Genomic DNA, 14,202 nt, shown 5'->3' on the forward strand with positions numbered 1-14,202 from the left:
AATTTTAAAAACTAACTTACTAATTAAATTGTTTGCTAAGTAAGCATCGAATTAGCGCTAAATGTATTATAAAAGAGTATGTTACAATCAGGTAAAGCATATCTTCATATTGAGTATTATGGCGCAGTATATTGCTACCCCAAGTTGGCTAGGCCGTTTTTTTACCCGTATTAAACACGTAACTATTGAGCAAGAGCATCTTGTTGTTCATTTTAGAAGTGCTTCCGCCCGGACATTTTTAATTAAAGACTTTTATAATTACTCAATACTTAAAAACCGTTTATTTAGCGCCAAAATTAATTTGTGCGACAGTAGCAATGCATCAATTAGTTTTTTAAACAAAGCACAAGCGAACGCTTTAAACACAGCCCTTAACACGCGGTTTTCAGCTCTGCTTGAGCAAAAGGTAAATAACGCAAAGATTTCGCTAAAGCGCTATGCTTTAGATGAGTTTTTACGTGATAGTTCCATAAAAACACTTAATAATGATGTGTTTTTGCTTACCAAGCAGTACGCTAAAAGTACAAGTGTGTGGCAACAACACTTATCGCCAAGTAGTATTAAATTTTTAAATATACTGAGCACCACACCCAATACTCACGATGCAATTGCACAGTTGCGCCATAAATATGAAAAAAAACAACTAACTCTTAAAAATGACTTTTTTAATCAAGTAGAGTCAAATCCATTAACAACAGAGCAGCGCTTAGCAGTAATACGCGATAACGATAAAAATTTAATATTAGCGGCAGCAGGCACAGGTAAAACATCTGTGATGGTAGCAAAGTCTTTAAATTTAATAGCCTGCAATATTGCCAAGCCTGAGCAAATTTTGGTGCTGGCCTATAATAAAACAGCAGCAAATGAGCTTAAAGAGCGTTTTATTAAACGCGCCACGCATGCAAAATTGCATACCAAAGAACCCACTATTTTAACGTTTCATGCGCTTGGGCTTAAATTATTACAAAGTGCTAAAAAGCCAATCGAGTTGTCAAAATTTGCAACTGACCCAGTTCAATTAAATAGTTGGTTAACTGGATGGGTAAGTAAAAAAATACAAACCGAGCCACAGTTTTTAAAAGCATTTATAGATTTACTCCATGAGCCGGTTGATATATTTAGCTTTAAAGATAATGCACAGTACGAGCGGTACGTACGCGATAACGAATACCGTAGCCTTGCGGGTCATAAAGTAAAAAGTTATCAGGAGGTGTTAATTTCAAACTGGCTACATTTGAATTGTGTACCGCATAGTTATGAGGTGAATTATCACTATAGCCAAGGCGCAGAGCTAAGTGGGCAATATAAGCCTGATTTTTATATACCTCAATATGATATTTACCTAGAGCACTTTGGCATTGATAGGCAAGGGAATACACGTGCCGATATAGATAAAAAACACTATAACGAGCAAGTTGCATTTAAGCGCAAACTGCATAAACAAAATGGCACCACCTTACTCGAGACCTTTCATTACAACTGGGTAGAAGGAAAGCTAGAGCCAACCCTCGCAAAGCAACTAAAGCAGCATAATGTTGAATTAACACCTTTAAGTAACGATGAAATATTTCATACTTTAAATAACTCAGGGCAGTTACAGCAAGGGATTGATAAGTACATAAAATGTTTACAAGCTATTCGAGTCGAGCAACTAAGTAATAAGCAAATAGAACAGCGCATTAAGCAAAGTGGTATTAAAAATTACCAGCAATATGCAAACTTGTTAGTGCAAATTCATGATGCTTATATAAATGAATTAAACGCGCAAAGTGCCATTGATTTTGACGATATGATTATTCAAGCAACAAAGGCGATAGTAAGCGGAGATTTTAATATTCCATGGAGCCACATTTTAGTTGATGAGTTTCAAGATATATCAAGCGCGCGTATGGCTTTTTTAAGTGCCATATTAAAACATGCCAAAGGAATACGCTTTACTGCTGTTGGTGACGACTGGCAAGCAATTTATCGGTTCTCGGGTGGTAATTTAGCGCTTACTACGCGCTTTAATGAGTTAGTGGGTAGCCACTCTCTCACTATGCTGCAAAAAACATTCAGATATAATAATAGCATTAGCGATGTAGCTGGGCGCTTTGTAATGCAAAACCCTGAGCAATATAAAAAGCAGATCAGCACACATACACAAGTAACCACACCACAAGTTATTTTATTAGACGATTTATACCAAGGCACTAAATCGATAGAAATAAAAGTACAGCAGACTATAAGCACGATTCAAAAAAACGATGCATCAGCGAGCATTGCCATACTTAGTCGATATAGATACATGTTAAATAGCGTGCAGCAGCATTTAAAAGATAAAAAGCATACAAACACTCTTTATTTTTGGACATTGCACAGTGCCAAAGGGCTTGAAGCCGATTACTGTATTATTATTGGTTTTGAACAAGATAAATTAGGGTTTCCTAGCGATAACCAAAATAATGTGCTGGTGGAGGCGCTATTACCAGAGCAAGATGAATTCACTCACTCAGAGGAAAGGCGTTTGCTTTATGTAGGTATTACACGCGCTAAACATAAAGCGTATTTAATTGCAGACCCTTATGCATGCTCAGCGTTTGTAAAAGAATTAGTAAATGACAATTATCCCATTCAAATCGCTTCAACGTTATTTAATAAGTCGCAACTAAAGCAAAGAGAGTGTAGTACGTGCAGCGACGGTTTAATTGTGCCAAAAACGGGTCAATATGGTGATTATTATAGTTGTACTAATACGCAAATTTGCGAAACTAAATTACGAGTGTGTAAAAGCTGTAGTGGCCCATCGGTTGATAAAAGCACGCACTCACAATGTGTGAATGCACAGTGTAAAACGCAGCACCCAATTTGTGAAAAGTGTGGTCGCGAAATGCGTAAACGCAAATCTAAGCACGGTGAATTTTTAGGATGCAGTGGTTTTTCTTTAAAAGAAGATAAGTGTAATAATACTCGAAAAGTTGATATAGGGCAGGCCCCATAAGTTTTACTATGCTTCTACTTTGTTTGCATTCCTAAACTGTTTTGGTGTTTTGTTAAATTGGATTTTAAATCGTTTAGTAAAGTAGGCGGGGCAGTTAAAACCTACAGTATGTGCTATTTCGGTAATGCTGCTATTCGTTTCAACTAAGTGTATGGCAGCTTGTTGTAAGCGGTAATTTAATACGTATCCATTAGGCGTTGTTTTGAGTGCTTTTTTAAATACTCTAAAACACTCGCTTTCACTTACATTACCAGCTTTGCTTATGTTTTTAACTGACATATTTTGTTGGTAATGCGTATGCACGTACGACAAAAACAAGTGCAATCTGCGCTCACTAAAATCGCTAACAGGCTGCTTGCTAATAACAGTGGGTTGAAGCTCACAAAATAAGGCCCAAAAGTGCATTAAGTAGCTAATTGTTTGTAACTCATAGGTTGGGGTTTTATTTCGACATGCATCAAATGCTAAATTTAATGTACTGATAAGGGGGGTATGATCATTATTCTTCGCTAAAAAGGCGAACATAGGCAAGCTTTCATTATTAATAATACTCGCTACAAAACGTTTATATACTTTGCTATACAAAGAGCCACCTATAAGAGTAGGGCTAAGTACAAAGTTTAAAATATGGCAGTCTGGTTTACCTACATCAGTTAATTTGTGCAGACAACCTGCGTTTATAAATACGGCATCACCTTCATTTAACGTAATGCTTTGTTCAACACACTCAACTAGCGTACTGCCTTTTACAACATACACAAGCTCTAGCTCATCATGCCAATGCCACGGTACATAGCCACCAATAAACTCTGAAAATAACTCATCATAAAAACCGCACGCAAAGCCTTCATCACCATGTAGGTTAAGCTCTTTTCCGTGTTCGTCGGTTTGTATATTGTAGTTTTGCATATCCAACTTGGCAGTATTGTTATATTAATGGCCAGTATATGGCTATTTTAGATTAATTTAAAATAGTATTGTTCGGTTTAATCTTTTTAACAGAAATCAACTTATGCCATTACTACTTATTCTTATTTACTTAGCCTTTATTAGTTTAGGCTTACCGGATTCTTTAATTGGGCCATCGTGGCCTAGCATCAGCAATAGTTTAAATAGCAGCACCGAATTTGCAGGTGTTGTAGCCATTGTTGTGAGTATAGGTACTGTTATATCGAGCCTGTTAACAACGCGCTTAATTAACCTATTAGGCACTGGTAAAGTGGTTGCTATCAGTGTGTTATTTACGGCAGTAGCACTTTTTGGTTTTTCGATCGCAAATAGTATTTGGTTGCTATTAATACTCGCTATTCCATTAGGGCTCGGAGGTGGTGCTGTAGATTCCGCACTCAATAATTACGTGGCAACGCATTACAAAGCAAAGCACATGAACTTTTTACATTCGTTCTGGGGGGTAGGCGCAAGCGCTGGGCCGTTTATCATGTCGTTTTATTTAATGCAGCAAGAGGGTTGGCGCAATGGGTATAGCGTTATTGCGTGTGTTCAAATTGCATTAGTAATTGTGTTATTTTTAGCTTTACCGCAGTGGAATAAAGCACAAGAAGTTGAACAGCCCAAAATGCAAGCTGAGCCCTTAAAGACAGCGCACTTATCTAACTCACAAGCACTCAAAATTAAAGGCGTTAAATTACAGCTACTATTATTTTTTTGTTATTGCGCTCTAGAAACAGGTACCGGCCTTTGGGCTGCAAGCTTTTTAATAGCAGAGCATAATGTGTCTATTAGTAACGCGGCATTTTATACCGCACTGTATTATTTAGGGATAACATTTGGGCGGTTTACCTGTGGTTTTATTGCGGATAAGGTCGCTGAAAAACGAATGATACGTACAGGTGTATGCTTAATGTTTTTAGGTGCACTGCTATTAATATTACCTCTTGGTGTTATATCAGCTAAATTGGGCCTTATTTTAATCGGCTTAGGATGCGCGCCGGTATACCCAAATACTATACATTTAACGCCAACTCGGTTTGGTAAGCATGCTTCGCAGGCAGTTATAAGTTTATCAATGGCGGTTGCGTACTTAGGCAGTACATTTATGCCTCCACTTATGGGGTATATGGCTTCAACACTTTCGTTTATTGTTTTGCCATTTATGTTATTAACTTTTTCGTTATTAATGATATTTACAAGTGAAAGGCTAACGCACGTATCTCCAAAAGGTGATCAGCAACTAACTAGACCTTAAGTTAGTTACTGTTATTATTTAAATGCTCAGTTACAAAATTGCTGAGCATTTACAGTAACCTCGCATTTTTGCGCTTTTTTAGCCTGCCAATGCTGTATATCCGATTGTGCGGTACAGCCTACATCTTCAATTAAAGCAGTGTCAGCATCACATAAAAGTAATACGGCGTTATCACCTTGTACGTCCACAATAAACGTGTACTCGTTAAAGGGCGTAAGTTTGCTTAAATCGTTATTAACGGCAGCTTTTAATAACTCATCAGTTGTTGAATAGGGGGTTTCACTAAACTTTAAAGTGCCGTCTACAGCTGTAGCAATATCTTTTAATTGCGAGGCTAAATCGGCCATTATTTCTGGATTGTTATTTTTTGAAGTGTAACAACCGCTAAGTAATACAATTAAGCTTATGCAGAGTAAGTGTTTCATGCTATTTGCTCCATACCGTCATTGTGTTGTGCTCATCGTAGCCTGTATCTAGGTTCCAGTTTTTAATTTCATTGTAATCAGTATCTAAAAATACGGCATTGGCAATAATGGTTATATAGTGCTGAATGTTGCTAACAGCAAAGTCAAAAATATCGTTGTAATGCATTGGCTTGTGCGGTGTTTTTAGTTGTTCGATAAAAGTGAAGTCTACTTCGTTTGGGCGAGGATAAAACAAACCTAAATCAGCTGCAACATGGCGTGCACAGGCAAATAACCGATAGCTTTCTTCAACATTATTTACTACAAGCTGAAAACCGTTATGCCACGAATTAAAGTTAGGCGCGTGTTGTGCGGCGTAGTGTGGGTGGACTGTTAATAAAGCATGTTGCCAAATTTGTGCAATATCGGTATCAAAGCTATCGTCTTTGTTAGTACAAGATCCAATATTTAGCTGCACGCGGTCAGCATAACCTAACTCACCTAAATTTAAACGTTGCCAAATAAACGCATCTTGATTCATTTCACAGGTACGATGCGCTGTTTGGTTTTGCTCATAGGGGCCAACTTTTAACTCTACAATCGGATGTACCGTTATATCTGCAGCTACATGTGCCATATAACCGCATAACCAAGCAAAGCACTTTTCAAATGCTTCATCTTCAAGTGTTTTACAGTATTCAATCATGGCTTTAAGTAAATCGCCTGAGTGCTCGTAATGCATTAGGTCGGCCCATGCATTTTGGCTAGGCTGCGCTACAGCTAAGTAAGGATAATCAGGGGCTACACAACCTAGTTCGAGATATGCTTGGCGTTGGCTTAAAATAAGTTTTGCCTTTTTAGGCATATCCATTTTAGCGAGTGATTTGGTTTGCGTTGCAATATTAACGGCAGTGATGTGCGCAAAAGCACCAGGCATTGTCATATCCTTATGATTTATTAATAGGGGTACAGATTAACATTGAGAGGGGGTTAAATAAAGCCAAGTGAAGTGCATGTGAGTGTTTAAAAGAGACTAAATTAACTGTTCTATTAGTTGTCCACCTTCGTACAGCTTAGCATATTGGCGTTTATGTTCTTCAAATAAATAGGCGCGTAATTGCTCTTGCCCGCTATGAATCTGAGTTATTTTTGCTGCAATCCCTAGGCTACTTTGCCTAACAGGTTCTACATCTATTGATACATTTTCTTTGTTGGGTAAGGTAAAGCTCATGTGCTGTAATTTTTTTAAGTTTTTTCCATTTTTTAATGGCTTTAAAAATATGCCCGTACTGGAAATCGATTCGATATTAAAGCCTTGGCTTTTAATATTTAGCTCACTCCAACGCCAACTACGTTGAGTGCCCTTTGTATCAATTACTTCTGGTGCGCTTAAAGTAGGGTTAATTACACCTAACTCATCAATTTTTAATTGCAAGGGAAACCAAAGTTGGTAATTAGCAACTTCAGCAAGCAAAGTTAAATTAGCATGGCTGAAAAGGTGAGCAATACTCGCGGGTACAGAGCTTTTCATCGTAAGCATATGATTACGGGGAGCGCGCTGCTTTGTATTTGGTTTGAATAACTCAGCTAAAAAATTTATCTCTTCATTAGAAAAGTCCATATTTCACCCCGGTTATATAAAACAATGCACCACCGTAATTTAAACAATGGGCTTGATCAATAAATGCTCGGTTTAAATTTGTTTAGTAAATATTTATAAAGGCAAGCATGCAAACTAAACAACTTAATTTAATAAATTATTAACGCTCTCGCTTTTCAGAGGCTTGAATTATTTAACACTTTTAAAAATATATTTAGGCTCAAGTGGCTAGCTGTTAAACTGCAACACATTAGTTTTATAATTTATATTAGAGTTTACATTATGATATGTGCATTTTTACGTAACCGACAGCCTAAATTACTAGGTATGTTAGTGGCGTTGCTTGGTGCTGGTTTTTCAATAAATGCAGTGGCTCAAGAGCAAAGCCAAACTTTAATTTTAGTGGGCTCAGAGCTAACTATCTGTACAAGCGCAAAGTTTAATAATTGCCAAAAAGAGACAGCTATAGATGGTAAGTCACATAATTTATATACGGTTAACGACTCTCAAATAAAAAAAATCACGCAGCACTGGCCTAATAATAACATTGAGGCAAAAACGGCTGTATTAAAAACACTTAAAGCCATACAAAGTAAATCGTCAAATAGCGTCTCAAAAACTGATTTACTCTGGCTATGGCGCGATATAAATAACCAGCAATTAGAAAGCTTGACTCAGCAAGAATACAATTTTGCATTAGATATGCTAGAAGTGCCGCTACTTAATAAAAACGATGAGCGCTTAAAAGAGCAAGTAAATACCGATTTTAATATTGAGGTCGCGACTAATAATGTTTTACAATTTGTGTCGGGCAGTTTAAAAGTTAATAACGCAAAACCCACTATGCTTGCTATTACGGCATCGAGCCGCGACCCTTATGAGTCGGCAGATGTAGCGCAGAGCCTTTTAGCACAATCAAATATAAGCACTCAATGGTTAGCACTAACCCCAGCACTTGCTAAAGCGATTACGAGTAACTCGTGCGATGAATTACCCGCTCTCAGAAATACATTAATGAATGTGTATAACCGGGAAGCAATTTATCCAGAGTACACAAAGGCCGAATACGCTTTATGCAAAAGTGGCACTGACACACTTGTATCACTTATTAAAAAGAGTACCGGTGTGATGTTTAATAGCGGTAATGCAGCCTTAACTCACAAGGTATTGTTTGATCAAAACAATAATCCATATCCGTGGACGCAAGCATTGCAAACTCGCCCAGTAATCGTAGGGGAAGGAGCGGGCGCTGCAATCCAGAGTAAAGTAACGGGCATGCTTACAAATACGACAAGCCTTGAGGCCCTTCGTAGAAGTGAAACTAACGCTAATGCTGGTGGACTTGCTAGCTTTAATTTTGGTGTACTAGATACTCAGTTTAGCGAACAAAACCGTACATTTAGACTCGCAGCGGCGTTAAATAAAAATGAAGTAAAAAATACTAAAACAGAGATTCAACATGGCTTTGGTATTGATGAAAATACAGCTTTGGTTGTTATTAAATCGCCACAAGGTAGTTTAATGACCGTAATAGGTAAAAGTGGTGTTGTGCACTTAACTGAGCAAGGTAAGCCTCTAGCTGATAGTAATAACTATCGTTATTCGTACTGGCCTGCTAGTAGCGTAATTGATATTACCAATAACACGTTTACTCTAAGCGAGCGCACCATAGAGCAAGCGTTACCGACTATAAAAATACCTCCACTGCCTGTGCAGCGTTTTAGCTCAATTTTAACAAATTCAAAGCTTCGCTCACTTACTCAAGCTATGTGCCTAAGCAAAGAGCAAAGTGCGGTAGCTCAACAAGATGAGTTTATAATTAGCCTTACAGCAACGAGTGACACACAGTATCATCGCGTTAATGCAAAAGAGTTTGGTTGTGCGGTGAGCAATTTAGAGTTAGTTATAAAGTCGATTTAGTGACTAACCTGAGCCAAGGGTTTAAGTTTTTGGCTCTTCTCTATAAAATAGCCACCATAATGATTTAAAAGCCTTACTAAAAGAGTTTTAAAATGAATAATGAAAATGACGTAATTGATACTTTAGCCGCACTAGAAAGCTTTTTAATAGATGTCGAAAACGGTGGCTTTGGTTTAAAAGGTGTTGCCGGTGTTGGTATGGCTACTAATAACAAAGATGGCAGCCGTTTTGTTGCTGTGTTTGACGGTAATCAAAAGCTACTTTTAGCACGCATGATTACAGAAGACGTATTCCAAACAGGGCAAGACATGGTACGTAATGGTGTAGGACGCAAGCACTAATATTAACTTTACTGAATAACGACACTGTAAAATGCGTTATTCAGTAAGTATTTATAAAATCAAAATATTGAAATTAAAAGTACATTTCCCAATCTAGTTGGCACCATGGGTGCTCGTCATCAGCTAATATACTTTGTAATGTAGCAGCCGTATCATTTATTTTTTCAAATAAATCATGACTAAAATTAAAGTCAGGGTTTGGCTCGCTGTACGTTTCTTGAGTTGTAATCTTTTGCCATATACACCGACCAACTACATAACTAGTTGCATATTCTTGCCAGCTAATAAATAAGGTTTGTGCCAGTTTTCCAATAGGCTTAAGGTAATGCCATGCTTCTTCTTCGGTTAAAAAATTAACGCTAACACCACAACGACATAAAAAAGCATAGCGGCCAATATCAAAAGCTCTAATACCACAACGAGCCAGTGAGAATTTATGTATTCCTGCGCAGTCCGACATAATACCTATAGGCGTATTTTGATAGGCAGTAGATTTATTCTCAATGTAGTATCTTGCTAATAAATCATTTCTGGTGAGTTCAGCCATACAACTCATGAAAACTTGGCTATTTGATGTGTTATAAAAAACATTTAAAGTTTCAATTAATTCTTCTTTTGTTGTAACGCCATAAGCATTATCTAAAATACTTAAATTACCGTTAGCAACTGACTCGTCAGTGTAGTTTTTATTGTGATGCTTTAAGGTATTCAATGAATAGCCATTTTGCATTGAAAGGTGGCCTGAGAGGCTAATAAGCCATAATTTTTGTTCTGGACTTAAGGTCGCATCATCCGTAATTACACAAGGTACTTCACTTTGATTGTGCATCTACAATCTCCTTTGTTGTTTGCAGTTTTAGGCATATATCATTGTAATTAGGATGCATTGGTTGTCCATGTTCAACGAGCTTTTCACAACACTCCACTGCAAATTCAAGTGAGTATATCCCAAGCCTCTGATGTCCGTATTTATCTGCGGCTAATATTAATATAGGTATTGCTGCATCATATTGATCTAAGGTAGCTAGCGATCGCCCTTTGTAATAGTAGGTTTGAGGTAAATTAGAAAACTCGCTAATCGTGATGTTTGCGAGCTTAATACAGGTATCAAAATCATCTATATCAAAAGCTATGTGAATAAACTTTAAGCTCCAACTTGGTTGGTGTGTGATTTTTGGCATAGCTTGCTTAATCGCATAAATAGCGGCTTGTTTTATTTGCTTCACAATCGCTTTATCTTCGAAGTTTGCCAATTTAGCCATTAACGCATGTAGCATTGCCCAAGCATATTGCTGTTTATAGTCTAAATCAGCATAGAGGGCGTAACCCATGGGTTTATTGGGTTTTCCATCATGATCAGTCGCTGGAAGATCTAATGTTTTGAGTTCTAATTGTGAGTATATATTCTCTTGTACAGAGCCTAGCACGCGAGGGGTTTTATAAAACTTGTTAGGAGATGGTTGTATTTTTTTTGCGATAGTCTCCATTATCAAATTGAAATCAATTGAGTCTGGGCAATATATAAATAAATCAACCAGTAGTGGCCAAGGATCTATCTGTTTTTGTAAATGTAGATTCATAAAGGCGATAAAAACGTCAAATGCTTCATCTAAGCGTTCTAGCTTAGCAAGGCATAAAGCCTGTAAATAATTGCAATCAGCTTGAAAAATTAGAGGGTATGTTTGAGTCGTTATTAAGGCATCTTGGTAGCGACCATTTTCAAATTGTAACGTCGCTATTTTAAGAGCGTTACTTTCCTCATTTTTTTTAAGATCATTTATGTAGTATCGACGGGCGATAATCAAAGCAGAGCGAAGGTCTATATCCTCAGGGCTAGTATAAAAATAAGAGTTTAAATACGTATATGCTTTTTCATAATTTTTAAGGTGCAAATAACACAGACCAATCTCTTTAGTCATATTCATCGCATAAAAACTTTTCATAAGTTCTCGCTGCGCAAGATAAATAGTGAGTGCTATATCATAGTTTTTAAGCTTAAATTCTGCGTGTGCTTGTAAATCTCGCAGCTGATCTATGCTTGCATCTGTAGGCTCTGGCAATGAGGCAAGTAACTTACTAATTTCTGTGTATGCACCCAATGTCCATAAATAGTTAGCAACATAAAGATAAAGTGATTCGTCATTATAAAATGCCAAATTGATTCGCTGCATAAGCGTAATTAGCTGCTCAGCTGTAAGCTTAGAATATATACATTGCTCTTCTATTAAGTTACGTAACTGAAGATGCTGCTGCAGTTGTTCAAAGCTAATATTGTGATCAATGTTAGATAGGGCATCGATTCGCAGTGGTAGGCTCTGAATATAATGATGCAGTGCAATAGCAAGTTCACGGTAGTGATTATTTTTATTGGTTACTAACTCACTAGAGATTTTCATACTCTCATCTAAAAATTTAAATACCGTGGCAGATAAAAAGTAATTCTCTGAAAAGAAATCAATTAAAGTAAATGAGACTTGCTGACTTTGATCGACATCCCAAAATAATGGCGACGAAAATAATAACTTCCATTGTTCAACATCGCTGCGAGATAACACATTACAATATAATTCATTGAGTGCTGCTTGCAGCTCTGAAATAGAGCGAACACAATTTAACTCGATAGGTTGAGGCTTAACTATTTCAACTTCTGTAGGTGCGGGAGAGGGCTCTTCTTCATCAAAAAATGACTCGTCAACAACGCCTTTTTTTTCGTGCTCATCTTCAAATACTTGATTGGGTGCTGTGTCTTCATTTTTAGCAGGTCGTTTAGCCTCTTTAATAGCTAACTCATATGCTTTTCGTAAATCTTTAAACTCTTCGGGAAACTCTGTTGGCGATGTTTTTTTTAGAATCTCTGTATAAGCGAGTTTAATAAGGCGTTTATCTGTTGTGGCTTCAATGCCTAATATTTTCCAATGGTTCATTACTTCACTCTTTATTTAATGCATGTAATTTTTTAACTGAAACTATTTTTTATTAGTTAACTTTAATAACTAACTTTAATAGCTAAGATAGCGCTTTATATTTTCGATCATACGCTCTATTTTGTGGTTATCGTGTGTTTCTAACACTTCCATAAATTGACCAATCGCCTCGCCAATCTCTCGCCTTTTATCGCCTAGATTTTCTTGGAATAAACGCTCTAGCTTTGCTTTAAATGCAGTATTTACAAGTTTGTCTTTAGGCAAAACCTTAAGTGCGTTAAGTCGTGAAAAACGTTCACGTAACTCACTTTCACTTAAGCTTTCTTCATTTTCGCCTACATAAGTGCGATATTTTTTGTCACTTGCAACACTAGTCACTTCAACCTCAAGTACACCATTAAGATCGTAGGTATATGTTAAATATAACTCTTGTATTATATTTAACGGCTCAAGGTTTATTTCTAAATCGCCTAAAAACACATTATCTTTAGGGAGATAATGTTCACCCTGATAAATTTTAATGAGTACTTTTTCTTGTTCAGGGTGAGCTGAATAAACAGAACGAGTTTCGCTTACAGGAATCGTCGCGTTACGTTCTATAATAGGCAAAAACTCAGACTGACCATGTTTGTTGTTTACCTCCACGCCTAAAGTGAATGGGCAAACATCAGTCATTATTACGTCTTTCAATTCTTTAGCACGTGCGCTCATACCTGCCTGAATTGCAGCACCAGTAGCGATAGCATGGTCAGGGTTATATTGAGTTTGCGGTATACGTGAAAACACACGGCTAATTTGCTGTTGAAAAATAGGCATACGCGTAGCGCCGCCAACAAGAATAAGTCCATCAACGTCTTCAAGTGTCAAGTCAGCGTCAGACATCGCACGGTTAATAGGAAACTTAATTCGCTCAATTAACTCGCTACACAATGTACGATAATTTTCCTGAGTGAGGGTATATGAGTACGTTTTTTCTTTATATTCGAAATTAAAGCTGGCTGTTGACTCGTTAGTTAATTGGCACTTTAAACGCTCGCACAACGACCAAATATTACGTAGTTCACTATCTGAGAAAAAACCTTTGTACAAATCGTTTTTCTTATAAAGATCTTCTTCAATAACGTTCGTAAAGTCGTTACCGCCTAAGTAGTTATCACCCGATGAGGCGTGTATTTCAAATATGTCGTTAAACACCTCAATAACCGACACATCAAATGTACCGCCACCAAGGTCCAGTACTAAGTAAGTTTGCTCACAGTCTTTATTATCGAGCCCATAAGCGAGTGCTGCGGCTGTGGGTTCATTAAGTAATCGCTCAACTTTAAGGCCTGCAAGTAAAGCCGCTTGTTGCGTTGCTTGGCGTTGTTTATTGTTAAAATAGGCAGGTACCGAAATAACGGCCTCAGTAATAGGCTCTTGTAAATAATGTTCGGCTTGCTCTTTAAGGCTTTTTAATAAAATGGCTGATAGTTCAGTTGCGCTATAATCTTGCTCGCCCAATGAAAAGGTTTTATCAGTGCCCATAAAACGTTTAAATTCACAAATTGTGTGTGCGGGGTGGGTTGCTAGTCTATCCCTCGCTGCTTGACCTACAAGAATATAATTGTCTTCCGATAAGCCAACAATTGAAGGAACGAGCACATTACCCTCCATATCTGGAATTAACTTAACCGCGTTATCTTGCCATATTCCCACTACGCTATGAGTTGTACCGAGATCTATCCCTATTTTCATTTTATTTCCCTTACTGAATGACTTAAATCATCGCTATGCTAAGTTACTTAATACAGAGCCTTAAATTCAACTTAGTTTTGCATCGATGCCATT

Annotated in this window: 11 protein-coding genes; 4 read left to right on the forward strand and 7 right to left on the reverse strand. The window is 37.3% G+C overall.

What is annotated here, in order from left to right; translation table 11 throughout:
- Nucleotides 1-118 precede the first annotated feature (118 nt).
- Nucleotides 119-2,980, forward strand: a complete 2,862-nt coding sequence (locus WNY98_RS18235) for a UvrD-helicase domain-containing protein (protein WP_342878593.1) — start codon at nt 119-121, stop codon at nt 2,978-2,980.
- Nucleotides 2,981-2,986: 6 nt separating this feature from the next.
- Here WNY98_RS18235 and WNY98_RS18240 read toward each other — a convergent pair whose 3' ends face one another.
- Nucleotides 2,987-3,889 (reverse strand): AraC family transcriptional regulator, encoded by a 903-nt coding sequence (locus tag WNY98_RS18240; RefSeq protein WP_342878594.1) that lies wholly within the window; start codon nt 3,887-3,889, stop codon nt 2,987-2,989.
- 103 nt (nt 3,890-3,992) lie between these two features.
- On the opposite strand from WNY98_RS18240, the gene WNY98_RS18245 reads away from it, so the two are divergent.
- Nucleotides 3,993-5,186: an MFS transporter gene (locus WNY98_RS18245; RefSeq protein WP_342878595.1), complete on the forward strand. Its 1,194-nt coding sequence runs from the start codon at nt 3,993-3,995 to the stop codon at nt 5,184-5,186.
- Nucleotides 5,187-5,212: 26 nt separating this feature from the next.
- On the opposite strand, the gene WNY98_RS18250 is transcribed toward WNY98_RS18245, so the two are convergent.
- The 3 genes from WNY98_RS18250 to WNY98_RS18260 form a co-directional block, all read right to left on the reverse strand.
- Complete coding sequence (locus WNY98_RS18250) at nt 5,213-5,611, reverse strand: hypothetical protein (protein WP_294114648.1); 399 nt, start codon at nt 5,609-5,611, stop codon at nt 5,213-5,215.
- A gap of 1 nt (nt 5,612) precedes the next feature.
- A complete protein-coding gene (locus WNY98_RS18255; RefSeq protein ID WP_342878596.1) occupies nt 5,613-6,527 on the reverse strand; it encodes a zinc dependent phospholipase C family protein in 915 nt (304 codons plus the stop codon).
- Nucleotides 6,528-6,623: 96 nt separating this feature from the next.
- Entirely contained in the window at nt 6,624-7,211 is a 588-nt protein-coding gene (locus WNY98_RS18260) for a hypothetical protein (protein WP_294114653.1), read from the reverse strand.
- Between the two features lie 261 nt (nt 7,212-7,472).
- Here WNY98_RS18260 and WNY98_RS18265 point away from each other — a divergent pair, with 261 nt between their 5' ends.
- Together WNY98_RS18265 and WNY98_RS18270 are read left to right on the forward strand one after the other, a co-directional pair.
- Complete coding sequence (locus WNY98_RS18265; RefSeq protein WP_342878597.1) at nt 7,473-9,110, forward strand: cyanophycinase; 1,638 nt, start codon at nt 7,473-7,475, stop codon at nt 9,108-9,110.
- A gap of 92 nt (nt 9,111-9,202) precedes the next feature.
- A complete protein-coding gene (locus WNY98_RS18270; protein WP_342878598.1) occupies nt 9,203-9,451 on the forward strand; it encodes a hypothetical protein in 249 nt (82 codons plus the stop codon).
- Between the two features lie 73 nt (nt 9,452-9,524).
- On the opposite strand, the gene WNY98_RS18275 is transcribed toward WNY98_RS18270, so the two are convergent.
- The 3 genes from WNY98_RS18275 to WNY98_RS18285 all read right to left on the reverse strand — a co-directional run bounded on the left by WNY98_RS18275 (nt 9,525) and on the right by WNY98_RS18285 (nt 14,109).
- A complete protein-coding gene (locus tag WNY98_RS18275) occupies nt 9,525-10,280 on the reverse strand; it encodes a DUF1266 domain-containing protein (protein WP_342878599.1) in 756 nt (251 codons plus the stop codon).
- Nucleotides 10,264-12,375 (reverse strand): CDC27 family protein, encoded by a 2,112-nt coding sequence (locus WNY98_RS18280; RefSeq protein ID WP_342878600.1) that lies wholly within the window; start codon nt 12,373-12,375, stop codon nt 10,264-10,266. The genes WNY98_RS18275 and WNY98_RS18280 overlap by 17 nt, the downstream gene beginning before the upstream one ends.
- A gap of 75 nt (nt 12,376-12,450) precedes the next feature.
- Nucleotides 12,451-14,109 (reverse strand): Hsp70 family protein, encoded by a 1,659-nt coding sequence (locus WNY98_RS18285; RefSeq protein ID WP_342878601.1) that lies wholly within the window; start codon nt 14,107-14,109, stop codon nt 12,451-12,453.
- Nucleotides 14,110-14,202: the final 93 nt, after the last annotated feature.

This window comes from Pseudoalteromonas sp. AS71 (genome assembly GCF_038900275.1).
Taxonomy (GTDB): domain Bacteria; phylum Pseudomonadota; class Gammaproteobacteria; order Enterobacterales; family Alteromonadaceae; genus Pseudoalteromonas.

Coding starts and splice junctions, on each gene's coding strand:
- WNY98_RS18270 (WP_342878598.1), top strand. CDS start 9,203: ATGAATAATGAAAATGACGTAATTGATACTTTAGCCGCACTAGAAAGC.
- WNY98_RS18255 (WP_342878596.1), bottom strand. CDS start 6,527: ATGCCTGGTGCTTTTGCGCACATCACTGCCGTTAATATTGCAACGCAA.
- WNY98_RS18260 (WP_294114653.1), bottom strand. CDS start 7,211: ATGGACTTTTCTAATGAAGAGATAAATTTTTTAGCTGAGTTATTCAAA.
- WNY98_RS18240 (WP_342878594.1), bottom strand. CDS start 3,889: ATGCAAAACTACAATATACAAACCGACGAACACGGAAAAGAGCTTAAC.
- WNY98_RS18235 (WP_342878593.1), top strand. CDS start 119: ATGGCGCAGTATATTGCTACCCCAAGTTGGCTAGGCCGTTTTTTTACC.
- WNY98_RS18245 (WP_342878595.1), top strand. CDS start 3,993: ATGCCATTACTACTTATTCTTATTTACTTAGCCTTTATTAGTTTAGGC.
- WNY98_RS18280 (WP_342878600.1), bottom strand. CDS start 12,375: ATGAACCATTGGAAAATATTAGGCATTGAAGCCACAACAGATAAACGC.
- WNY98_RS18285 (WP_342878601.1), bottom strand. CDS start 14,109: ATGAAAATAGGGATAGATCTCGGTACAACTCATAGCGTAGTGGGAATA.
- WNY98_RS18250 (WP_294114648.1), bottom strand. CDS start 5,611: ATGAAACACTTACTCTGCATAAGCTTAATTGTATTACTTAGCGGTTGT.
- WNY98_RS18265 (WP_342878597.1), top strand. CDS start 7,473: ATGATATGTGCATTTTTACGTAACCGACAGCCTAAATTACTAGGTATG.
- WNY98_RS18275 (WP_342878599.1), bottom strand. CDS start 10,280: ATGCACAATCAAAGTGAAGTACCTTGTGTAATTACGGATGATGCGACC.